We start from the raw sequence: 22,888 nt of genomic DNA, 5'->3' as shown, positions 1-22,888 counted from the left end.
GAATGTCCATTATTTAGGCAACTTCTCCCCGGCCGATGGCTAGAGAGACTATGCGTCCTATGTTCGACTATCCACGAAGCATAGCCCTAATACGTGGAGAATTGTTATGGTTGAACCAGCGTTTTCGCAACCGGAGACCGATGCTCCCGCCGACAATGGACTTGAGGCTTTGATCCAGCTCCTCTTCGAGGGCGAACGAACTTGATTGCGGGATTGCGGCACCGTGGATGGGCGCCGCACCCGATACAGAGATCACGGTAAATCGCCGAATTTGGAGAAATAAAGCATGGCCCGGCTTGTCTGGCACAGCTTCCCCTCTCGCTCCGTGAAAAATTGACCGTTGTCATGGCCGCGATGTGCTCTTCGTCCAGAATGAGGCATCATGCTAAAAGCCAAAAGAGATGCGTCCATCAGCGATTCCGCCGGCTTCCGGGGCATGTTCTCGCTTGGCCGGCTATCGCTCGGAGTGTTCTTCCCTATCGAGGCTTTCGAGAGGGACGAGCCCAGCATCCGCGATCAACCGCGTCTTGCCCGGCGCGCCGAGGAACTCGGCTTTGCCGGCCTTTGGACACGAGACGTGCCTCTGAGAGATCCGAATTTCGGAGATCTGGGACAGATCCACGATCCGTGGGTGTGGCTGGGCTGGATCGCTGCGCATACCTCGACGATCGCGCTTGCGACCGGATCGATCATTCTCCCCTTGCGCCACCCGCTCCATACTGCAAAGGCGTCCGCATCGGTCGATCAACTGACGGGCGGGCGGTTCGTCCTCGGCGTCGCATCCGGCGATCGCCCCGTTGAGTTTCCGGCATTCGGTGTCGACTGGCACCAGCGCGACGTCCTCTTTCGCGAGAACCTGTCGACGATCCGCAGGGTGCTCATGGAGGAATTTCCAAGCGTCCAGTCGAGCTATGGCGCCTTGATGGGAACGGCGGACCTCGTGCCCAAACCCGTCTCTCGCCTGCCGATCCTGATCACCGGTTCGAGCCGCCAGAGTTTTGAGTGGATCGCCGAGCATGCGGACGGCTGGATCACCTATCCACGCGACCTCGCACGGCAGGCGGAGCTGGTCGCGAAATGGCGCGCAGCGGTGGAGGTGATGTCGCCTGGTGTGTTCAAGCCCTTCGTGCAGTCGCTCTATGTCGACCTGGCCGACGAGCCGGCCGAGCCGCCTCGGCCAATTCATCTCGGATTCCGAGCCGGCCGCAACTTCATGCTCGACTTCCTGAACGAACTCGCCAGCGCTGGCGTCAATCACGTCATCCTCAACCTCAAATATGGTCGGCGCGATGCCGGCGAGGTGCTGGAGGAGATCGGCCGGGAGGTCCTCCCGCACCTGGGCAAAGGTGTGGGGACGCCCCCTCTCGAGGCGGCTACTGCAAACTAGGTCGTGTACTCACAAGACCCAGCCTAACGTCCGCGTCAATCCAGGAGCGACTGAATCGCTCTAACGCCCGAAATGACGCGATGGGCCAGCAACTGACATCGGAAGCTCACCTACTTTAGTGCAGCTTCGATGGTGTTAACCAAGTCGTTTTCCGTGAAGGGTTTCAAGATTATTCGCCAGTCCTTCAGTTCCTTCAGGGGGCCTCGATCGCTATAGCCGGCCATGAGGATGACTGGCAAAGTTGGCCGCATCGCGCGGATCGCTTTCGCAAGCTCACCGCCGCTCATTTCCGGCATCGCGAAGTCCGCGAGAACGACATCTATTTCTTGATTCCTTGCGAGCAGCCGGAGCGCTTCATTGCCGCTCTCCGCTGACGCCGTTGCATATCCGAGAGCCTCGAGCAGGAGTTGATTGATGGTTGGCAGGCAAGCAGGCCTCGTCGTTCTGAGCGACAGGGATAGAAAATTCCTGTAATCTCAGGTGCGCCGGCATAAAGCGCCGCGCTCCTTGTCGGATCGATGCCGGATGGTCTTGTTGTGCGCGCAGGGTCTGCAAAGCAAAGACGTTGCCGAGCGTCTCGGGGTCCACGAGCATACGGTTGGCAAGTGGCGCCGCCGGTTCCTACAAGATGGTATTGAAGGGCTGACAGATGAATATCGTGCCGGTCGACCACGAACTGTCTCTGATGCCCAGGTTGCTCAGGTCGTCGAGCGTACATTGAACACCACTCCCAAGGATGCCACGCACTGGTCCATCCGTTCGATGGCAGCCTCCAGTGGACTTTCGCATACCACCATCCGTCGGATCTGGATAGCATTTGGCCTGCAGCCGCATCGTGCCGGGACATTCAAGCTTTCCTCTGATCTGCTCTTCGTCGATAAGGTGCAGGACATCGTCGGACTTTACATGTCGCCTCCGGACCGGGCGGTCGTGCTTTGCGTGGATGAGAAGTCACAAATCCAAGCCCTGGATCGCGAGCAGCCTGTGCTGCCTATGGCGCCGGGCGTCGCCGAACGGCGCACTCATACCTATGTCCGCAATGGCACGACCTCCCTGTTCGCCGCGCTCGACGTCGCGACTGGCGCCGTGATCGGTCATTGCTACAAGCGTCACCGAGCGACCGAATTCCCCGACTTTTTGAAGCGGATTGACGCCGAAATGCCCAATGGGCCGGACGTGCATCTGGTGATGGACAACTATGCCACCCACAAGACACCAAGGGTCAAGGCATGGCTCGCGCGCCGCCCAGACTGGCATGTTCACTTCACGCCAACGTCGGCATCCTGGATCAATCAGGTCGAGCGATGGTTCGCAGAGCTGACGCGAAAACAGTACACCGTTCCACTGCAGAACTTGAGGCCGACATCGACGCTTTCATCGAAACCCACAACGACAATCCCACCCCATATATCGCACGCAACCAGGGGCAACGGCCATTAGTGCAGCAGGTCGAACAGGCGCCCTGGTGGTCGGATTCCTGAGATTCGGGTCGATGATCCTGAAGGTCTCCGCAAGGGCGAGGCATAGTCCCCCGGCAATCTCGGAGAACCGTGCCTGGGTCTCGTCGCCGATCGTAAGATCGCTCGGCGGCAACCCGATCTGCCCGGACAGGTAATTCGTCAGGTGCAACTCCGCATTGATCAGCCGGAAGCGGTGGATCGTCTCCTGGAGCCCCTTGGTGATCGGGAGATCCCAGGGCTCGACCACGTCGCGACTGTTGGCCTTGGCGTTTGCCTCGCCGCGAACAACAAGGTCCGTGACTTTCCGACGAACGAAAGTCTCAAGCTGCTCGAGGTCGCTCTTGTCGAGATCGAGATCGCCCGCCCGGGGAAACATCTTCTCTGCCTATGAATGGTCGCCATTGCGCACCTCACCTGCTGGACCGCCACTATGAGGCCATCTGCCCGATCGCGCCTTTACGCTCGTCAGGGCGACGCGCCGCCAATTGTTCGACGACCGCGCTGCCAGAGGCTATGCAAAGGCGCCCTCAAGCCCTGTTTAGCGCCTGCTCGACCCAATCGACGATCGCCGACGTCGGCATCGCGCCCGAGGTGCGAGCGATCTCTTGCCCTTTGCTAATCATGATCATGCTCGGAATGCTGCGAATGCCGTAGCGCCCGGCAATAGCGGGTTCCGCCTCGGTGTCGAGTTTGCCAAGCCGCACCCGCGGCTCCAGCCGCGGTGCCGCACTCTCGAAATTGGGAGTCATCATCCGGCACGGACCGCACCATTCCGCCCAGAAGTCGATCACGACCGGCAGGTCGCTCTTGAGCGCGTGCGAATCGAAGTTCGCGCCGTTGAGCTCGACGACTTTGCCAGCGAAGAGGGGGTTGTGACACCTCCCGCATTTCGGGTTGCGGTCGAGTTTTGCGCGGGGGACGCGGTTCACTGATGCATCGACCGGACAGGCGACGAACAGGATCTCGCCAGATGCTTCCGGCCGGCTATCGGTGGTCGATTGGGACATCGGCGTCTCCTTGATAGGGCGCGGCAGGTAGGGTGCAGTCGGAGCGGCGCGCTAGCTTTGGCTGATCTGCACGGGAAGGCGCCGCTTCACGCTTCGATCAGTGCGCCGATCCTGTGCGTACGGCGAATGTCGACCAACTCCTCGGCTTCGCCAACGGATTGGACCATTGCGTTGACAGGGACCGGCATCACCCCCTCACCGTCTCTGGGACCAGACGGATACAGCGCGGTTGTAACCGGCTGGCAACCCCATTGGGCCAACGATCTCCTGGGCCTTATAGCAAGCCAACGCCCATCCGTCATTGACGGGCGTCAGCAATCGAGCGCGACCGGATAGTCGCCGATTCTTCATGCATGGCATGAACGATCGTTGGCCGAGCGCCGTCGTCGGTCTCGGCAGCAAATCGTAAGCCGCACTGACGGGCGTCAGTTGAGGCGGATCGCTGTGCTCCTAACATTCCGCGATGAGGGTCCTGGAGACCTGGCAATTCCAATCTCTGAAGGATGGAATATGGACGAGGCAGCTACCATTAAACAATCCCCCGGTGCTACTCATGCGCCGGACACGGACGTGCTGTTCCAGCCGTACCGGCTTGGACCCTTCAACCTGCAGCATCGCATCGTCATGGCACCGCTGACGCGCTCGCGGGCGCGCCAGCCGGGCAATGTGCCGAGTTCCCTTGCCGCCTGCTACTACGCGCAGCGCGCATCCGCGGCGTTGATCGTGAGCGAGGCAACCCAGGTCTCGATGCAAGGACAGGGTTACGCCTGGACGCCCGGCATCCACAGTCGTGAGCAGGTAGAGGCATGGCAACGGGTCACCCAAGCGGTGCATCAGGCCGGCGGATTGATGTTCAACCAGCTTTGGCACGTCGGGCGTATTTCGCATCCCGCCCTGCAGCCCGACAACATGCTCCCCGCCGCCCCGTCCGCCATCGTGCCGGAAGGGACGGCCTTCATCGAGAACGAGCGCGGCGAAGGCGAGCTGGTCCCGTTCGTGCGACCGCGCGCTCTCGACATCGAAGAAATGCCCTACATCGTGGCGCAGTATGAACGCGCCGCCAGAAACGCTCAGGCCGCCGGCTTCGATGGCGTCGAGATCCACGCCGCCAACGGCTATCTGCTCGATCAGTTCATCGAGACCGGCACCAACCGACGTACCGACTTCTATGGCGGCCCGGTCGAGAACCGAGCGCGATTGCTGATCGAGATCGCCGAGGCCGTGATGCGGGTCTGGGGGCCGGATCGCATCGGAGTGCGGCTGTCGCCGATGGGCACGGCGAACGACATCCACGACGACCAACAGGAGGCAACCTTTGGCTATGTCGCTGAGCGCCTGAGCGACTTCCGCTTTGCCTATCTGCATATCGTCAACCCGGCCATGGAGCAGATGCAGCGCGGCGACGCTCCGGATCCACGGGCGCTGGGTATGGTCGAGACGATCAGGAAAAACTTCAAGGGAACCCTGATAGTGGCGGGCGGCTTCAAGCCCGACACCGCGGCGCAGTGGCTTCGCGAAGGCAAGGCCGACCTGATCGCGTTCGGCCGACAGTTCATCGCCAATCCCGACCTGGCGGAGCGTTTGCGCACCGGCGCGCCTCTCAATGCCGAAGATCCGACGACGTATTATGGCGGCGGCGAGAAGGGATACACAGACTATCCATCACTGGCTCAGGATCGAGGCGAACAACCGAAGGCGTGCGTCGACGAGCGGTGGCGGTAAGCCGCGACGGCTTTCTCTGGAGCGGCAGTTCCCGCGATCGTTCCGGCAAACCAGCTCCTTCGAAACGGAAAAAACCAGGGCTTTCCACTGTGCCTTGAGCACGCTGTGGGTGATATGGATCCGGTCCGCGAACTCCCATACGGGCCCGCAGCCTCCGGTGCTACATCAGAGACCGGACAGATGGCAGCCTCCGACCACGTGCCAAGCTTCAAGAAACCGCTTGCGTCTCATGGGGCGTCCACAGATGGGAAGCGGACTGTCGGCTTGAGAGGGTGTCAACCGCCTCGCGCCAATTGCGGTCACTGGCCGCGAAGGCCTCTCGACGACCTGTGCAACCTTTTGCGTGCCTCCGGAGAGATGCCTTGGGCGGGGCACTGAGCGTGATACAGGTGCTTCACGCCGAGGCGGACGCAGGTGGACGTTCACCGCGGCAGCGGCCCCGCTCGCCGGGCACCGGTGGCGGCCGGGACTTTTTCACCTGTTGACATCCGTCAGGGTCACCAACCGCTCACCATTGCAGTGTGGGGGGCGGGGGAGGCCATCCGCAGGAAAGGAGCATGCATATGTCTAGCGTTGCAAGGACGGTCATAGTCACGTTGACCTTATCTGCGGGTGTCGGCCTTGGGCATGGCATGGCGCAGGACAGCACCCAGGTTTTGACCGGCACGGACGCCTTCGGCAGCTGGGAGCAGGACAAGCCTGGCGTTCGCCGCCAGTTCACGGTTGAGGATATGCCCCAGCCCACCGCCAGCGACACGCAGAATTTTGGCGCGATCGTTCCGATCCCGGAAGGCGCCAAGCCTCTCGTGCCGGACGGTTTCACCGTCGAACCGGTCGCGCTGAATCTCAAGGGGCCGCGAGCCATACGCGTTGCCCCCAATGGCGACCTGTTTATCGCAGAAAGCATGTCGAACGATGTCAGGGTGCTGCGCCTGGCAAAAGACGGCACGACGGCAGAGCCGCAAGTCTTCGCCAGCGGGCTGAACAAACCTTTCGGCATAGCATTCTATCCGCCGGGCGCCGATCCGGAGTGGATCTACATTGCCAGTAGCGACAGCGTCATCCGCTACCCTTACAAGAGCGGTGACATCGAGGCGAAGGGCGAACCTGAAGTCATTGTTCCACGCATCCTGTGGACGCATCACTATACCCGCGACATCACCTTTACGCCCGACGGCAAGATCTTGCTGCTCTCGGTGGGGTCGGGATCAAATGTCGCGCTCGATATGTTTCCAGTCTCGTTCTTGGGGGGCATCGAAGCGGTCAACAAGAACCTGCCGCTCGGCGCGACCTGGGACACGGAGGAAGGGCGCGCCATGGTCCTGGCCTATGATCCGGAGGGCAAAAACCAGCAGGTCTATGCAACCGGGCTCCGCAATTGCGCAGGCATCGCCATCCAACCGGCAACGGGTAATCCCTGGTGCGTCGTCAATGAGCGCGACGGGCTGGGCGACGACACACCATTCGAATATGCCACCGCGGTGCAGCAGGGCGCGACCTATGGCTGGCCCTGGTACTATATCGGCGGACACGAGGACCCGCGTCACGCCGGCGCGCGTCCCGACCTCAAGGACAAGGTGACGATACCGGACGTGCTGATGCAGGCCCATTCGGCGCCACTGCAGATCGCCTTTTACGAGGGCGAGATGTTCCCGGCCGAATATAAGGGCAGCGCCTTCGTTGCGATGCATGGCTCCTGGAACCGCGGCAAGCGTACCGGTTACAAGGTTGTCCGCCTCTTGTTCGATGAGGCTGGCAAGCCAACCGGCGCCTATGAGGACTTCATGACTGGAATGGTGGCTTCGGATACCGATGTCTGGGGCCGCCCTGTCGGCGTCGCCGTCGGGCAGGATGGGTCGCTATTCGTCAGCGAGGACGGTAATGGCAGCATCTGGCGTATCGCTTACGGCGGGTTGGCAAAGTAAATGGTGTCCTCGGCCGCTAGAAGCCAATTTGGGGTGATCGTCATGAGCGAGGCGTGAACCCTAGGAATGCGCGGCCCGTCTCGCAACCCAAGCCAAGTTTAGCGCTCGGAGCATCCAGAACCCGTACAGTCGGATGCGATAGGGCTCACCAATCCACCCGGCAATTTGCCACAAAGGGTGCGTCGCCCACGGCTGCAGCAGATGCAAGTTGTTGGCGGCGAAGATGGGCAACCGGCACAGCTTTGCCCTCAAGTCGAGGCACGCAACTGCCACGTCGTTTCGCCGATGTGCGACCCTCGACTAGTGAGACTGCGGCAACCGTCGAATATCCGTCGACCGAGTGGGGTGTGTTGCTGTAGCAGGGGCGCGGACCTTAAATGTACCTCCTCAGGAATGGGGCAGTCCGGCCCTTCTCGCTAGCGGCCTGGACTGGAGTTCCGTTGGCGACCACCTGCCCCCCATCGTCGCCGGCTCCGGGCCCGAGGTCGATGCCCCAGTCACTCGTGGCAGCGACGTCCATGTCATGATTCAGGATGACTACGGTGTTTTCCGAACGGCAATCGCTTCGCGTGGGAGTTTCGCAAGGACGGTGGGGCCGTCGACTACTGGCCCACGGGCCCTCTCGTCCTCGACGATCACGAGCTTATCGTCCAAGCCATACAGGGTCTGTCGGTTTGGGCTATGTCTGGGAGCAGCGTGCCACGGTCGGCCTGGCGGATGGCAGCCAAGGCAGGTGAACAAGATTGATAGTATCGTATTGCATTTGGCGCTACAAGTCGCTATTTTCCTCGTAAAGGAGATAAGTCATGGCCGCCACTGTCGAACGCAAGGAATACCCGATCTCCATGCGCTTGCCAGAAGCAGACGTCGCAATGATCGATCGTGCAGCAAGCCTGCGCGGCCGCTCGCGAACCGATTTCGTGCGGGAGGCCGCCGTGCGCGCCGCCGAGGAAGTCGTTATGGAGCAGGGACTCATCCGCATGAGCCCGGAAGGCTTTGCCGATTTTATGGGTGTCTTGTCCCGACCGGCCGCTCCTGTTCCCGAGATGGTGGAACTGGCCAGGCGCCCCGCTCCGTGGGAAGCCGACTACAAGCCGAAGCAATAAGCCGTGGCTTTATCGGCTCCAGAACCGCTTACGGCGGCGCATAATGTTTCCGAATTCTCCTGCGGCAAGCCGACGCTCGATCATTGGCTAAAGACGCGTGCGCTTTCCAATCAGGAGAAAGGTTTCACGGCGGTTCTCGTCGTCCACAAGGCGGGGCGCGTCGTCGGATATTATGGCTTGGCGCCGACCGCTGTCGTTCCTGCGATCCTGCCGCGCTCAATCCGTAACGGGCAACCGCCCGATCCGGTTCCCTGTCTTCTCCTCGGCCAGCTTGCGACGGACACGGAATGGGCGGGAAGAGGTATCGGTACAGGTCTGGTGAAACATGCCCTTGAGCGATGCGTCCAGGCCGCTGCTCTGATCGGTGGCCGAGCGTTGATGGTCAACGCCGTCGATCACGAAGCGGCTCAGTTCTGGCAGCGCCGAGGTTTCACGCCCTCGAAGGACGACCCGCTCGTCCTGTTTTGCTCGATCGCTGCAATCGCCGCATCGCTGGCGGAGGCGCGGTCGCAAGGGCAGGGCAAATAATCTGAAGTTTCCCAATCCAGCCAATCGGGCAAAAGCCAATGAACGCATTTGATAAAGGACCACGAAGAGGCTGATCACGACGGTCGGGATGAGATCACGCACCATCGGCATCAGCCGCTACTTGGCATGTTCGTCGGCGATGTTGCGTGCCTAGAAGATCAGCTTGCGGATGCTGGTCTCGGCATTGGCGGGATTGAACTATTGAACTGCGCCTTCAGCTTCGCCATATTCTCATGGAAATACTCGACCGGCGCTTGCGAGTGGGCGGGTTGCAGAACCAGCGTCTCCCGCGTGACTCCAGTTCGCCCAGTTGATCATCCAGGATGGCAAAGCCGCAGCCGGCCGTCGGCATGGCGGTCCTGAATGAGTTGCACGAGGCTCGCCTGTTTCGACTTGATCGCAACAAGCTCCGCGTTCAATGGGCCCTTGCGCGAAGGCAGGCTCTTCTGCTTGCCCACCTCATAGGCGGGCGTCTTCTCTGCGGATTCCGACGTGAAGCCGGCCGCCAATCCGATCAAAGACCGGCAAGTTTTCGGCACTGAAGATCACTCCCTGGGTCAGCAACTTTGATATCAAATACCTCACGATGAACGAGGGCATGTAGATGCCGGCAAAGAGAAGGCTGAGTATGAAACATTTGCAACCAATGCTGCGCCTTGCGGCAAGCGAAACCAGCTCGCGTGAGATTGCCGTCGTGTTGGGAATTGCGTGAAGCACGGTGCAGGATAATTTGCAGCGCGCGGCGGCGGTGGGGTTAAATTAACCCCATCCCCGGGACCTAACTGACGATGCGCTCGAGAGCAAACTGTTTGCTCGGAATGGCATCAAACGGGGCACGAGAAGGAGGATCGAGCCCAATGGCTCCGATCTTGCCATCGAGCTCAAGAAGCCCGGCGTTACCGAGCTCTCCTGCGGGAGGAGCATCGTGGGTCGCACTCGACGGTTACGGCTATAGCCGCTTTGTGAACTCCTGCGTGGTTTCCAACAGCGGCTTTCACCGACGATGCGCGAGGAGCATGCGGCCGGCGACAAGGTGTTCGTCGACTATCCGGCAAAAAGATCCCGATGTTGATCGCAAGGCCCGATCCGCGAGGCGGAGATCTTCGTGGCGGTGCTCGGTGCATCGAGCTTCACCTATGCGGAGGCGAGCTGGACGCAAACGCTCCCCGACTGGGTCGGCTCGCATGTCCGGATGTTTCGCGTCTTCGGCGGCGTTCCCCGGCTGATCGTTCCCGACAATCTGAAGCCAGGCGTCCGTCGTGCCAGCTTTTTCGATCCCGAGATCAACCGCAGCTATGGCGCGATGGCCTCTTATTACGGCCTCGGCGTACTTCCAGCACGGCTAAAACGTCCGCGGGATAGATCGAAGTGGAAAATGGAGTGCGTTCGCCCAGTCCGCTGTTTTGGGCGGGGCCGGTTCCGAGAAAGGGGATGTTTCGCCTCTGTTGTCCGGTTCCGGTTGTCATGGCAGCCTACCTCCAAGTTCGTCTTCGATATGGACCCTGATGATTTCGTCGAAGGATTTTTCGGCGGTAAAGCCGAGCGCAGTTGCCCGCTTTACCTCAAATCCCGGTGCCCAGCCGGCGCACATGCGCATGATCATCTCATCAGGCTCCCGCCGGATCAGCGCCACGGCCTTCTCGCCGGCAACGCGGCGCAGCGCCTTGATCTGCTCGCCGACAGTCGCGCTGAGCCCAGGCATGGACAGGTTGCGCCGCGGGCCAACCTTCTCGACATCGATCGCCGCGCCATGGATGAGGAAACCGACGGCGGACCGAGGCGACGCATGCCAGTGGCGCACATCATCCGGTACGGGCAGAACGGCTTCCTGACCGACGAGGGGCTCGCGCAGGATGTTTGAAAAGAAACCGGAAGCCGCCTTGTTCGCCTTTCCAGGGCGAATGCAGATGGTCGGCAGGCGAATTCCGATGCCTTCGAAAAAGCCACGTCTCGAATAGTCCGAAAGCAACAACTCGCAGATCGCCTTCTGCGTTCCGTAGCTGGTCAGCGGCGTGGTGTGGAATTCGTCCGAGATGGCATAGGGCAGGGGGGCGCCGAACACGGCGATCGAGGAGGTGAAGACGACGCGGGGTTTGTAGCCATCCTCACCATGGGCCAGGCGGATCGCGTCGAACAGGAACCGCGTGCCGTCGAGGTTGATGCGATAGCCCTTGTCGAAATCGAGTTCGGCTTCACCCGATACGATGGCGGCGAGGTGGAAAATCACATCTGGACGGAGAGCGACGAGCCGCGCCGCTTCTCGGGGAGTCGAGAGGTCTGCCGTTTCCATCGCCACCTTTCCGCCGAAGCCTTGCGGCGGTTCTGGCGTAACGACATCAACGAGTGTCATGCTCTCGATCGGGCGGCTGTCCAGTGTGCCGTCTTTGGCGAGCCTCTGCGCGAGTTTGCGCCCGACCATGCCGGCGGCGCCGATGATGAGAATGTGCAACTGTTTTTCCTCCCAGCCTACGGAACACCGATCCGATGAGAGACAGGCGCCACAATAAAATATATTGTAAGGTTGTCTGATAACCTTATATCATTCGTTTGAAAACAGCATATTTACTGCAGTGCCGGGTCCATCGACAGGTTTTTCGGTGCGTGCAAAAAAGTGAGGAAAACCGTGAACGAAATTGACGCTGGCATGGGCTTCGACCGGCAAAGGCATGCCATCGATGCCCTGAACCGATCCCTCGGGGCCGATATGGTACTATCGGGCGAGGCGGTCGATAAATATTGCCGGGACTGGCATGGAGACGTGACGTCCAGCGCGGTCGCGGTGTTGCGCCCGCGCACGACCGAAGAGGTGTCCGCGGCCGTAAAGGCTTGCGTCGCACTCGGCCTGTCGATCATTCCGCAGGGCGGCAATACGGGGCTGGCCTTGGGAGCAATCCCCGATCGTCCGGAGGATCAGGTGGTGATTAGTCTCGAGCGGATGAGCAAAATCCGCCGCATTGACGCTGACGACTTCTCCGCTGTGGTGGAGGCCGGGTGCATCCTGTCGGAATTCAAGGATGCTGTCGCGCGGGAGGGCATGTTCTTCCCGCTGGCGCTTGGGGCACAAGGGTCCTGCCGGATCGGCGGCAATGTGTCGACCAATGCGGGCGGTATCAATGTATTGCGCTTCGGGATGACGCGAGAGCTGGTGCTTGGCCTTGAAGCGGTTCTGCCGGACGGTTCGATTCTCGACGGATTGTCGACACTTCGCAAGGATAATCGCGGCATCGATCTGAAGCAGATCTTTATCGGCGCGGAAGGGTTGTTCGGTATCATCACCGCCGTCGCCGTAAAATTGACGCCGGAACCGGATCAGGTCGCAACCGCGCTTCTCGGGCTCAATTCGCTCGAGGATGGGATCACGCTTTTCCGCCGCGCGCGTCGCGATTGCTGCGATCTGATGTCCGCCTTCGAGTTCATGCCGCCGCTTGCTTTCGTCCTCGCCCGCGAGGCAATTCCGGACCTTGCGATGCCAATATCCGGAGATTACCCCGCCTATGTGCTTATGGAGATATCCGGGTCTGGCCTTGTCGATATCTACGACCTCATGGAGCGGTTCCTGGGTGCCGTTATGGACGAAGGGCTTGTTCCGGACGGTGTGATTGCAAGCTCAAGGACGCAGGCGCGCAACCTTTGGCTTTTCCGTGAGGCAATGAACGAGGGGCAGGCGAAGCGCGGGCCACATCTGCGGACGGACGTCTCCGTCCCGCTTTCGCGCCTTTCCGACTTCGTGCGCGACGCCGAACAGGCAGTGGCCGCTGCGGTGCCGGACGGTGTTTGTGTCTCCTACGGTCATGTCGGCGATGGCAATGTGCATCTGAACGTGCTGCCGCCGGGCGGCCTGTCCCGCGCAGAGATGGAGGCGCGCATCCAGGATGCGAAGAAGGCGATCAATGCGGTCGTCGATACCTATCACGGTTCGATCAGCGCCGAGCACGGTATTGGCCGTCTGAAGAAGGCGGACTATGAGATGCGTATCCCTCCGATCCAACGAGGATTGGTTGCAGCATTGAAAAAGGCTGTCGATCCGCAAGGCGTGATGAATCCGGGTTGCCAACTGGATTTCTAGCGGCATTCATAGGCGGCAGTGTGTTAAGGCGAAAAAGGCATGTCACTGGATTTTGGACAGATCAGGCGCAACGAGCATCTTCCGGCGCGAATTGCCGCCCAGATTGCCCGCGAGATCACGGACGGCCGTATACCGCCGGGGAGCAAGCTGCCGACCGAACACTTCCTCGCCAGCAGTTTCGGCGTCAGCCGCTCGGTAGTACGCGAGGCGATTGCTCAGTTGCGCAACGAGGGTCTGGTTGAGACCAGACAGGGCGTTGGAGCCTTCGCAACCGAGATCAAGGCGCGCCAGTCGATCCGCATCGAGCAGGATGATCTTCATGACCGCGCGAGCTTCCGGGATCTGTTCCAGTTGCGCATGCCGCTGGAAATCGAAGCCGCCGGCCTTGCGGCAACGCATCATGTCGATAGCGATCTGACAAAGCTTGACGAAGCCTTGGCGAGCATGATGGGGGCGGACAAATGGACGGATCAGGGGATCGTTGCCGACCTGATCTTTCATCGTGTCATTGCAGCTTCGACCCGCAACGAATATTTTGCCCTGTTCGTCGGCTTCATAGCAGAGCGCATCAGTCTTGCCATCAACGCCGCGCGGGCCGCAGCAGTCCTTGAAGAAATTGTGGAACTGACGATTGCCGAGCATGTGGCGATCCGCGATGCCATTGCTAGCCGCGACCCAAAACGTGCGCGCGAGGCGATGAAGCGGCATTTGCTCGGCGCGGCCAGTCGGCTGGATCTCACCCTTGAGGCGGATTGAAATCTTCCGGCGCTGCCCGCTTGCCGTTTTTATCAGGTGATTTTCGGCGCTGGACAGCGCACGGAAGTATGACTACAAAACAGGTCCATCATTGTCAGACATCCTGACAATCGGGCAAGATGACGGGAGATCATCGTGTCGTGGCTGTGAGGAGGTTTGCTTGGGTTCGACTACGTCACTTCGAGCTTCGGATATTCTGCCTACAGATGCCGCTGATGCGCTGCTTGTTGGTCGCGTCTGGTCGAATACGGCTGGCGGCCCTTGCCCAGCCTTAGTGCGGGGCGAGCGGCTCCTCGACCTGTCCTCGGTTTCCGTCACTGTTTCCGAACTGCTTGAAAAGGAGGATTTCGCCGGCGAATTGGAGGCGGCGGGAGAGCTTCCCGATCTCGGGTCGATCGATGATTTTCTGTCGGGTCAGGCTGGTCAATTACTGGCTCCGATCGATCTGCAGGCGATCAAGGCGGCCGGGGTCACGTTTGCCGACAGCATGCTTGAACGTGTGATCGAAGAGCAGGCGAAGGGAGATGCGTCCCGCGCGTCGGATATCCGCGGGCGTCTCGCGCCAGTTCTGGGCGACAGCCTTAGGGGTCTCGTCGCCGGTTCCGAGCAGGCTGCACGAGTGAAGGAACTTCTCCAGGAGATGAACCTCTGGTCGCAGTACCTTGAGGTGGGCATCGGGCCGGATGCCGAAATCTTTACCAAGTCGCAACCCATGTCGGCAGTCGGCTGCGCTTCACTGGTCGGGATCCATCCGATCTCGCAATGGAACAATCCCGAGCCGGAAGTGGTCCTCGTCCTCAGGTCCTCCGGCGAAATCGTCGGCGCCACGCTCGGAAACGATGTTAATCTTCGCGATATCGAAGGACGCTCGGCGCTGTTGCTCGGCAAGGCGAAGGACAACAACGCCTCGTGTTCCATCGGCCCTTTCATTCGCCTCTTCGATGACAAGTTCACGCTGGAAGAACTCGGCAAAGTCCGCGTTGCCTTGTCCGTCGAGGGCAAGGACGGTTTCCGAATGACAGGCGAGAGCCCAATGGAGGCGATAAGCCGCAGGCCCTCCGACCTTGCCCGTCAGTTGCTCAATCGCAATCACCAGTATCCCGACGGCGCTGTACTTTTCCTCGGCACCATGTTCGCTCCCGTGAAGGATCGGCGCGGGGCAGGGCAGGGATTTACGCATGAAATCGGCGACCGGGTGGAAATTGCGACACCGTTGCTTGGCCGTCTGGTAAACTGGGTCGATCGTAGTGATGCTTGCCCCGAATGGACCTTCGGCGTGGCTGCGCTGATGAAAAACCTGGCCAAGCGTGGCCTGTTGTAACGCAGACTGGGAGTAAAGCGTGCAGAAGGTAGTCGACCATTTCTACAAGGCTCTCGAATTCTTACTGATCATCCTGCTTTCGGGCATGGCGATCATGGTCTTCGTGAACGTCATCATGCGCTATACGTTAAACTCCGGCCTGACGGTCTCGGACGAACTCGCACGCTACTTCTTCATCTGGCTGACTTTCATTGGCGCCGTCGTGACGTTCCGGGAACATGGGCATCTTGGCGTCGAAACCCTCGTTGCGCTGCTGGGCCGCAAGGGGCGCATCCTTTGCATGATCCTGAGCAATCTGGTGATCATCGCCTGTGCGGCTATCTTCTTCTGGGGTACGTGGAAGCAACTGCCGATCAACTGGAGCATGAAGGCCCCGGTGACCGGCCTCTCCATGGGCTTCGTCTACGGCAGTGGCTTCTTTACCGGCTTCTGTTGCGCCGTCATCGCGCTGGAGCGCCTTTTCCGCCTGATCACGGGCCGTGTGACGCAGGAGGAAATCGAAGCGTTTGTGGGCGAGAATCTGACGATCGAACAGATGGCGGAGCGGACCTGATGACGCTTTTAGTTTTCGTCGCTTCACTGATTGGTGCCATGGCCATCGGGGTGCCGGTCGCATTCTCGCTGATGTTCTGCGGCGTTGTTCTCATGTGGTACATGGGAATGTTCAATACGCAGATCATCGCGCAGAACATGATTGCCGGCGCCGATACATTCACGTTGCTGGCTATCCCGTTCTTCATTCTGGCAGGAGAGCTGATGAATGCCGGCGGCCTGTCGCGGCGCATCATCGATTTCGCCATTGCCTGCGTGGGGCATATCCGCGGCGGCCTGGGCATCGTCGCGATCGTTGCGGCGCTGATCATGGCCAGCATTTCCGGTTCGGCGGCGGCCGATACTGCTGCGCTCGCGGCCATTCTCATTCCGATGATGGCAAAGGCGGGCTATAACGTTCCACGCTCAGCCGGCCTCATTGCCGCAGGTGGCATCATCGCGCCCGTCATCCCCCCGTCGATGGCTTTCATCGTGTTCGGCGTTGCCGCCAACGTCTCGATCACGCAGCTCTTCATGGCCGGTATCGTGCCGGGCCTGATGATGGGCCTTGCCTTGGTCGTGACATGGCTGATGGTCGTGCGCAAAGACAATGTCCAGCCATTGCCGCGTGTGTCGGGTGCGGAGCGCATTCGGGCAACCGGTCGCGCTCTGTGGGCGCTCGGCATGCCTGTCATCATCCTTGGCGGCATCAAGGCGGGCGTGGTGACGCCGACGGAAGCTGCCGTAGTCGCCGCAGCCTATGCGCTCTTCGTCGGCATGGTGATTTACCGGGAGCTCACGCCCAAGGAGCTTCCACGGGTTATCCTTCAGGCGGCCAAGACCACCTCCGTCATCATGTTCCTTGTCTGCGCGGCGCTCGTTTCCGCATGGTTAATCACAGCCGCCAATATTCCGGCGGAAATTACCGGCCTCATAGAGCCGCTGATCGACCGTCCGACCTTGCTGATGTTCGTGATCATGATCCTGGTGCTGATCGTGGGCACAGCCTTGGACCTGACGCCGACCATCCTGATCCTGACGCCGGTCCTGATGCCGATCATCAAGCAGGCAGGCATCGATCCGGTCTACTTCGGCGTTCTTTTTATCATGAACAACTGCATTGGTCTTCTGACGCCGCCGGTAGGGGTCGTTCTCAACGTTGTCAGCGGCGTCGGCCGCGTTCCCCTGGGCAAGGTTACGGTTGGAGTCTGGCCGTTCCTGCTCACCCAAACGCTCGTACTTCTGCTCCTGGTCCTGTTTCCAGACCTGGTTATCGTACCGGCTCGCTGGCTGCACTGAAGCCGGCTGGTCACTTCTGTTTCCAACATCCATGGGAGGATATCATGCGAAACCTGCTACTTGCCACAACTGCCATCGCCTTCACCCTGTCTGCTTCCGCGCCGGCCTTCGCCGAGTTTACCGAGCGTAACATCCGCGTCTCCAACGGCATCAATGCCGATCACCCGGTCGGTAACGGCATTGAGGCGATGCAGAAATGCCTGGACGAAAAATCAGGCGGGAAACTGAAGCTGACGGCATTCTGGGGCGGTGCCCTGGGAGGTGACCTGCAGGCGACCCAGGCACTGCGCTCGGGCGTCCAGGAAGCCGTCGTGACGTCCTCTTCGCCGCTCGTCGGTATCGAGCCTGCACTTGGCGTCTTCGATCTGCCGTTCCTCTTCTCCACCTCGGAGGAAGCCTACAAGGTGCTGGACGGCAAGTTCGGCGAGATGATGAACGAGAAGCTGGCGGCCGTGGGCCTCGTCAATCTCGCCTATTGGGAAAACGGCTTCCGTAACCTTTCCAATTCGGTTCGTCCGGTGAACAAATGGGAGGACTTGGAGGGCATGAAGGTTCGCGTCATGCAGAACAACGTGTTCCTCGATACCTTCCAGAACCTTGGCGCCAATGCGACGCCCATGGCATTCGGCGAAGTCTTCTCGGCTCTCGAAACCAAGACGATCGATGCCCAGGAAAACCCTTATGTGACCATCGACACGTCGAAGTTCTTCGAAGTACAGAAATATATCACCCAAACCAACCACGCCTACACGCCGTTCCTCTTCCTCTTTTCCAAGGCGATCTTTGATACGTACTCGCCCGAAGATCAGGCCGCTTTGCGGGAATGCGCTATTGTCGGGCGTGACGTCGAGCGTCAGGTCATTGGCGATCTGAACAAGAAATCGCTGGAGAAGATCAAGGCAGCCGGTCTTGAGGTGAACGTGCTTTCGCCGGAAGAGCAGGCCCGCATCCGCGAGAAGTCCATGGTCGTCTATCAAAAGCACAAGGCTGAGATCGGCGCCGATGTCGTCGATGGCATCCTCGCCGAGCTTGCCGCGATCCGCAAGTAAACTGCGGGCAGGCCAGATTTCGGTGTGATCGTCGTAAGAGCCCGCTGCGTCGTCAGCGGGCTCTTGGCTTTCAGGATAAACGCGTCAGGGTAGGTCGAGTGGTGCGTCGGGTTGGCGCTTCTTGAGCTGTTGCTCTCGGAAGAAGATGAACAGCCCGGAGCCGATGATCAATACCGCGCCGAACACCATCGTGAGACGCGGCACATCGCCGAAGAACATCCAGCCGAAGACGATCGCCCACAGGAGTAAGGTGTATTGCAACGGTGCGACCGTGGCGGCATCGGAGATCTTCAGCGCGCGGTTGACGAGGATGTGTGCGCCCATTGCTACTGCGCCGAGCAGGCATAGCAAGCCGACCTCCGGAGCAGATGTCAGGGGCTTCCAGTCCCATGGAGCGAAGAGAAGACCGGCAAGTCCGGCGCCGGCGAGCTGGAACAGCACCAGCGTCTTGTCTGGCGTGGCCCGAAGTCTTCGGCCGGAAAGCAGCATGAAGGCGAATGCGAAAGTGCCAACAATCGAAATGACGGCCGGCACGGTGAACATCGCACTCGATGGTTCAAGCGTGATGATCACGCCGATGAAGCCGATGAAGATCGCCGTCCACCGGCGCCAGCCGACCTTTTCGCCCAAAAGCAGAGGGGAGGCAGCCGCCACATAGATCGGCGCCGCCAGCCAGTAGGTCATGACGTCGGCCAGCGGCAGATACATGACAGCGTAATAGAAGCAAAATACCTCCAGCGTCGAGAACAGCACCCGCGCCGCCTGCATCAGCGGCCTCTCGGCCTCAATGATCGGTTTCCAGCCCGCCCGCCAGAGAAAAGGCGACAGAATGAGCAACGCCGCCAGACTCCGGATAAGGATCAGCTGACCCAGTCCGTAGCTGGCGACAAGCCATTTTCCCATCGCGTCATTCAACGCAAACATGAGCATGCCGAGCAGCATGAGGCCCGGTCCGGCAAGCGAACCAAAGCGCATCCCCGTCACGGCGGTTTCATCGTTTGTGGTCATGACTATCCTCGGACAAATCAGATGGCCGAACAATCGGAGACACGACGGCTGACGGTGAACGCCCGCTCAAGCTCCGGGTTGAGTTCCATTCCAAGCCCCGAGCCCGGCGGCACCGTAATCATCCCGTTGCGAACCTGCGGAAGCGCGGTGACGAGGTCGCGATACCAAGTGTTGTAGAAAGCACGCACGCTTTCCTGAACAAGGGCATTGGGCGCGTTGAGAGAAAGATGGGTGGACGCGCAGAGAACGACCGGACCTGTGCAATCGTGCGGGGCAACGGGAAGATGCCAGGCCTCTGCCATGGCGGCGATCTTGCGCGCTTCCGACAGTCCGCCACACCAGCTGATGTCGAGCATCACAACGCCAGCCGCGCCCGTTTCGAGATAGTCGCGGAAGGCCCAGCGCGATCCGAGGGTTTCCGAAGCAGAAATCGGTGCCGGCGAAACCTCCGCGTAGCGCTTGAGGCTGGCGAGGCTGTCCATCTTGATCGGGTCTTCATGCCAGAATGTATTGTAGGGGGTGAGCGCCTTGGCGATCTGCATGGCGGGCAACAACTGCCACATCGAATGGAACTCGACCATGATGTCCATCCGGTCCCCGACGGCGGAGCGGATTTTTTCGAATGGTTCGAGCGCCTGTTTCAGATCCGGCATGGATATGTAAGTTCCGCGCGATTTTTCGGCAGCGGTATCGAATGGCCAGATCTTCATCGCAGTGATGCCCTCTTCGAGCAGCGACTGGGCGAGTTCATCGGCGCGGTGCAGGAAGCCGTTCAGATCGTCATAGCCCTTCCCATCGGACAGGCCGTAATTGGCGGTCGTCTGCCCTGTCGCCTTCTTGATGTATTCCGTACCGGCGCAGGTGTTGTAGGTGCGGATTTCCTTGCGGGTGAAGCCGCCCAGCAACTGCGCGATCGGCAGACCCGTCGCCTTGCCGAAAAGATCCCAAAGCGCGATATCGAAGGCGGAATTGCCACGCACTTCGGCGCCGGATGACCGAAAGCCGAGATAGCCGACGAGGTCGGCTGCAAGCCTGTCGATCTCAAGAGGATCGCGTCCGATCACGCGCGGAGCAATATATTCATGCACGTAGGCCTCAACCGTTTCCGCGCCGAAGAACGTTTCTCCAAGTCCTGTCAGACCCTCATCGGTGCGCACCAGCACCCAGAGCAGGTTGGCGCGTTCCGCAACGCGAACGGTTTCCAGGCTTGTAATCTTCATCATTCCCTCCCGCCGAATATCTGCTCTGTTACGAGCACCGCCATTTCCTCATCCAACCTTATTGTCATGTTGTCGGACATCTTAGAAGCGTCAATCGGAATTGTCCCGGCAGAGACTTGAAGTTTGGCGGAAATTTTTAAGTTTGGCGGAAATTTTTTCCAGGCTACTAACTGCAAAAGCCAACGACTTGAACGGATCAGGTCAATCTTGGCTGATCCTAGCAATACTCGCCGCATCTCCGATATCGCCGCCGTCGGATTTTTGCGCGGCGATCATTTTGCCCGAGCATTCAAGCAGCGTACGGAAAAACGGCTCGGGACTTTAGAGGGTTAAATTCCGACGGGAACCCGGATACGGATAGTGTGGCGCGGGCCTCAGAGGCCAGCTTCGACGACTGGATAAGGCAACTTTCTTCGTAGCCGCCTTGGCAGACCTTGGCGGGAGAAGTTCCGTATCCACCTTTCGCGCTTTGCGTCTTTCCTCGGAGAGTTCGTTTCCTTCCCCAAGACTGTCATATCCTTCGAAAGAATGCAGGCACGAATATTACAATTCTCCGTGGACTGGCCCCCGCAACTGCCTACGCTACACCATCCCACGATAGCCGCAAACCATGACCCAGTGCGCCAGAGCGCAACCTTATCCGGTTGCTGTTTTATGCGGAGCAGGTGAAGCAAACCCCCCTTAGTCTGGTGCAGACAACAGATCGCTTCCGCGTGTGGCAGGCCGTGGCGTTGATCGCGTGCCCAAAAATACCAAAGACCAGGTAAAAAAATGTCTGTAGGCGCTGATCGAAGATGGTTTGCTTTCGGCTGATGAAAGTGAAGAAATAAGGCATCTGATCGACTACCGGAACATGGCCGGCCACGAGTTTCACGAGCTGGTTGCGGATTTCGCTTAATTGGGACATCGGTTTCAGAAAGATCCTTTGAGGTGAGTGCGTTATCGCAGCCTCACTTGCCAGAGCGACGGTCGCTATTCATTCCCATGGGATCTTGCTGAAATCCTTGTCCGGGACTTTGTGAAACCCGCAAAGCTGGTCGCAGACGTAAGTACCGACCATTCCGTCAGAGATCGGTTTGATTTCGCTATCAATGATGCCCGCGCCTATAATTACGAGCGCTCGAAAGGCTGAAACGCTATCTCGACCTGCTTCAAGAAAGGCAGGTCAGCCACCACCGCCGACGACAATGGCGGAAGCACTGAAGGCGGCTGGGCACACGCTGTTGTGCGCCATTCACAGGAGCAGATATGCAAGCTGATCTATTCTGCTCCCTGACAGCAATCTCTTCATTCAATGCAAACCGCTCAAAGATCTTAATGCGGTTGGCTTCGACCGAAAGGACCTTTTGACCGCATCGACCACGTCCGCAAGTCGACTGCGATTGTTCGATACCGCTGAAATTTTTGCTGGTCATACCTTGAAACCGAAATAGGCAAAAACCAAATCGATTTCCGCCAGCCGCTAGAACAGGGCTGGCCTTGCTGGGAGTGCTGTCTTTCGGCGCTTCATACCCATGTTGCTTCAAGGAGGATATGGCTATGGCAACATCTTATGACTACACGCCACTCTTCCGGTCGAGCGTTGGCTTTGACCGCGTCTTCAATCTCCTGGAGAACGCTCAGCGTGCCCGCTCAGTCAGTGACTGGCCGCCGTATGATATCGTCAAGACCGGCGACGACAGCTATCGAATTTCGATCGCTGTTGCGGGCTTCGCGCGCGATGATCTGGACATTATTTTCCAGTCGAATCTCCTGACCGTGACCGGTAAGAAGCAGGACTCGACTGCGGAAGGCTATCTCCATTGCGGCATTGCGTCCCGACCGTTCGAACACCGCTTCGAGCTTGCGGATCACGTCAGGGTCAACGCAGCAGAGTTGGTCAACGGTCTGCTATCGGTCGATCTCATCCGTGAGATCCCCGAAGCTCTCAAGCCGCGGAAAATCGACATTGAGATCGATCCGGCGCTGCCGGCTCCGGCGGCTCAGATCGAAGGACAGAAGGCTGCGTAATCCAACGCTGAAAATCGAGGCGCCGCTGGAGCGGCGCCTGGCAGCATGGCGGGTTGGAAAGGAGAAAAGCATGAAACCCGATATGTTCACGAAACCCGTATCCGTTCTCGTCGGCCTCGGAATGCCGGTCGAGGTGAAGTCAGTCATGGATGCTTACCGGTATCTCGTTGAGTGGCCAGTCTCGACGAGAGACGCCTCGCATTCGATTGCTATGAATGCCTGCAGAGCTGCATTGCTCGGTGAAATCGAAGCAGAGACCGTCCGCGGCCTCTTTAGGGGGTTCGCCGAGAAGCACGATCTGCTCGCGCCGACGATTGATCCCGTCGTCACATCACGGTCCCGTCGTGACCGGGACCCACACATTTGCTGAGGTTCAACGACGATGGACGCAGTGCTTCAGGATCGTGCCCACTGCAGTGGTGTAACTGGACGGCTCTGGTCCCATGCTCTCCGGCGTGAGCCGGACTGATCAACGTGCCACTGCCGGCAAGCT

At 59.6% G+C, this 22,888-nt stretch carries 20 protein-coding genes and 1 pseudogene; 14 read left to right on the top strand and 7 right to left on the bottom strand.

What is annotated here, in order from left to right; genetic code table 11:
• Nucleotides 1–382 precede the first annotated feature (382 nt).
• Complete coding sequence (locus FHT76_RS39610) at nucleotides 383–1,387, top strand: LLM class oxidoreductase (protein WP_259186770.1); 1,005 nt, start codon at nucleotides 383–385, stop codon at nucleotides 1,385–1,387.
• 110 nt (nucleotides 1,388–1,497) lie between these two features.
• Here the strand turns inward: FHT76_RS39610 and FHT76_RS39605 are convergent, their stop codons facing one another.
• Nucleotides 1,498–1,791 (bottom strand): response regulator, encoded by a 294-nt coding sequence (locus tag FHT76_RS39605; protein WP_259186776.1) that lies wholly within the window; start codon nucleotides 1,789–1,791, stop codon nucleotides 1,498–1,500.
• Between the two features lie 76 nt (nucleotides 1,792–1,867).
• Between FHT76_RS39605 and FHT76_RS39600 the strand changes: the two are divergent.
• Nucleotides 1,868–2,796 (top strand): annotated as a pseudogene (locus FHT76_RS39600) (IS630 family transposase); the annotation flags it as partial.
• Here the strand turns inward: FHT76_RS39600 and FHT76_RS39595 are convergent.
• Both FHT76_RS39595 and trxC read right to left on the bottom strand, forming a co-directional pair.
• Complete coding sequence (locus FHT76_RS39595; protein ID WP_183758566.1) at nucleotides 2,762–3,223, bottom strand: DUF1931 family protein; 462 nt, start codon at nucleotides 3,221–3,223, stop codon at nucleotides 2,762–2,764. The pseudogene FHT76_RS39600 and the gene FHT76_RS39595 overlap by 35 nt on opposite strands.
• A gap of 151 nt (nucleotides 3,224–3,374) precedes the next feature.
• Nucleotides 3,375–3,854: a thioredoxin TrxC gene (gene trxC / locus FHT76_RS39590; RefSeq protein WP_210281058.1), complete on the bottom strand. Its 480-nt coding sequence runs from the start codon at nucleotides 3,852–3,854 to the stop codon at nucleotides 3,375–3,377.
• A 510-nt stretch (nucleotides 3,855–4,364) separates the two neighbouring features.
• Here trxC and FHT76_RS39585 point away from each other — a divergent pair.
• The 4 genes from FHT76_RS39585 to FHT76_RS39570 all read left to right on the top strand — a co-directional run bounded on the left by FHT76_RS39585 (nucleotide 4,365) and on the right by FHT76_RS39570 (nucleotide 9,135).
• Nucleotides 4,365–5,576: an alkene reductase gene (locus FHT76_RS39585; RefSeq protein WP_259186768.1), complete on the top strand. Its 1,212-nt coding sequence runs from the start codon at nucleotides 4,365–4,367 to the stop codon at nucleotides 5,574–5,576.
• A gap of 563 nt (nucleotides 5,577–6,139) precedes the next feature.
• The gene (locus tag FHT76_RS39580; protein WP_183864692.1) at nucleotides 6,140–7,501 is read left to right on the top strand and encodes a PQQ-dependent sugar dehydrogenase; all 1,362 of its coding nucleotides are present in this window, start codon (nucleotides 6,140–6,142) and stop codon (nucleotides 7,499–7,501) included.
• Nucleotides 7,502–8,307: 806 nt separating this feature from the next.
• Nucleotides 8,308–8,607: a DUF1778 domain-containing protein gene (locus tag FHT76_RS39575; RefSeq protein WP_183864693.1), complete on the top strand. Its 300-nt coding sequence runs from the start codon at nucleotides 8,308–8,310 to the stop codon at nucleotides 8,605–8,607.
• 3 nt (nucleotides 8,608–8,610) lie between these two features.
• Nucleotides 8,611–9,135 (top strand): GNAT family N-acetyltransferase, encoded by a 525-nt coding sequence (locus tag FHT76_RS39570; protein ID WP_183864694.1) that lies wholly within the window; start codon nucleotides 8,611–8,613, stop codon nucleotides 9,133–9,135.
• Between the two features lie 314 nt (nucleotides 9,136–9,449).
• Here the strand turns inward: FHT76_RS39570 and FHT76_RS39565 are convergent, their stop codons facing one another.
• Nucleotides 9,450–9,674 (bottom strand): hypothetical protein, encoded by a 225-nt coding sequence (locus tag FHT76_RS39565; protein ID WP_183864695.1) that lies wholly within the window; start codon nucleotides 9,672–9,674, stop codon nucleotides 9,450–9,452.
• A 923-nt stretch (nucleotides 9,675–10,597) separates the two neighbouring features.
• Entirely contained in the window at nucleotides 10,598–11,584 is a 987-nt protein-coding gene (gene denD, locus FHT76_RS39560) for a D-erythronate dehydrogenase (RefSeq protein WP_183758358.1), read from the bottom strand.
• Between the two features lie 195 nt (nucleotides 11,585–11,779).
• On the opposite strand from denD, the gene FHT76_RS39555 reads away from it, so the two are divergent.
• From FHT76_RS39555 to FHT76_RS39530, 6 genes are all read left to right on the top strand, one after another.
• Nucleotides 11,780–13,201 carry an FAD-binding oxidoreductase gene (locus FHT76_RS39555; RefSeq protein WP_183758480.1) on the top strand — a complete coding sequence of 474 codons (1,422 nt, stop codon included), beginning with the start codon at nucleotides 11,780–11,782 and terminating at the stop codon, nucleotides 13,199–13,201.
• 39 nt (nucleotides 13,202–13,240) lie between these two features.
• Nucleotides 13,241–13,957, top strand: coding sequence for a FadR/GntR family transcriptional regulator (locus FHT76_RS39550; protein ID WP_183864696.1), 717 nt, complete (start codon nucleotides 13,241–13,243; stop codon nucleotides 13,955–13,957).
• A 160-nt stretch (nucleotides 13,958–14,117) separates the two neighbouring features.
• Nucleotides 14,118–15,278 carry a fumarylacetoacetate hydrolase family protein gene (locus FHT76_RS39545; protein ID WP_183758362.1) on the top strand — a complete coding sequence of 387 codons (1,161 nt, stop codon included), beginning with the start codon at nucleotides 14,118–14,120 and terminating at the stop codon, nucleotides 15,276–15,278.
• A 19-nt stretch (nucleotides 15,279–15,297) separates the two neighbouring features.
• The gene (locus FHT76_RS39540) at nucleotides 15,298–15,831 is read left to right on the top strand and encodes a TRAP transporter small permease (protein ID WP_183758364.1); all 534 of its coding nucleotides are present in this window, start codon (nucleotides 15,298–15,300) and stop codon (nucleotides 15,829–15,831) included.
• Nucleotides 15,831–17,108, top strand: coding sequence for a TRAP transporter large permease (locus tag FHT76_RS39535; RefSeq protein WP_183758366.1), 1,278 nt, complete (start codon nucleotides 15,831–15,833; stop codon nucleotides 17,106–17,108). The genes FHT76_RS39540 and FHT76_RS39535 overlap by 1 nt, the downstream gene beginning before the upstream one ends.
• A gap of 44 nt (nucleotides 17,109–17,152) precedes the next feature.
• A complete protein-coding gene (locus tag FHT76_RS39530) occupies nucleotides 17,153–18,157 on the top strand; it encodes a TRAP transporter substrate-binding protein (protein WP_183864697.1) in 1,005 nt (334 codons plus the stop codon).
• An 84-nt stretch (nucleotides 18,158–18,241) separates the two neighbouring features.
• Here the strand turns inward: FHT76_RS39530 and FHT76_RS39525 are convergent, their stop codons facing one another.
• Nucleotides 18,242–19,165 (bottom strand): DMT family transporter, encoded by a 924-nt coding sequence (locus FHT76_RS39525; RefSeq protein ID WP_405049341.1) that lies wholly within the window; start codon nucleotides 19,163–19,165, stop codon nucleotides 18,242–18,244.
• A 17-nt stretch (nucleotides 19,166–19,182) separates the two neighbouring features.
• On the bottom strand, nucleotides 19,183–20,385 hold the full coding sequence (locus tag FHT76_RS39520) for a mandelate racemase/muconate lactonizing enzyme family protein (RefSeq protein ID WP_183758370.1): 1,203 nt from the start codon (nucleotides 20,383–20,385) through the stop codon (nucleotides 19,183–19,185).
• A gap of 1,539 nt (nucleotides 20,386–21,924) precedes the next feature.
• On the opposite strand from FHT76_RS39520, the gene FHT76_RS39515 reads away from it, so the two are divergent.
• Together FHT76_RS39515 and FHT76_RS39510 are read left to right on the top strand one after the other, a co-directional pair.
• On the top strand, nucleotides 21,925–22,395 hold the full coding sequence (locus FHT76_RS39515) for an Hsp20 family protein (RefSeq protein ID WP_183864698.1): 471 nt from the start codon (nucleotides 21,925–21,927) through the stop codon (nucleotides 22,393–22,395).
• A 70-nt stretch (nucleotides 22,396–22,465) separates the two neighbouring features.
• On the top strand, nucleotides 22,466–22,765 hold the full coding sequence (locus FHT76_RS39510; protein WP_183758376.1) for a DUF982 domain-containing protein: 300 nt from the start codon (nucleotides 22,466–22,468) through the stop codon (nucleotides 22,763–22,765).
• The last annotated feature ends 123 nt before the right edge of the window (nucleotides 22,766–22,888 follow it).

It is taken from the genome of Rhizobium sp. BK176 (assembly GCF_024808055.1).
Note: the sequence above shows the minus strand (reverse complement) of the source record. Positions and strands in the feature narration are given on the sequence as shown.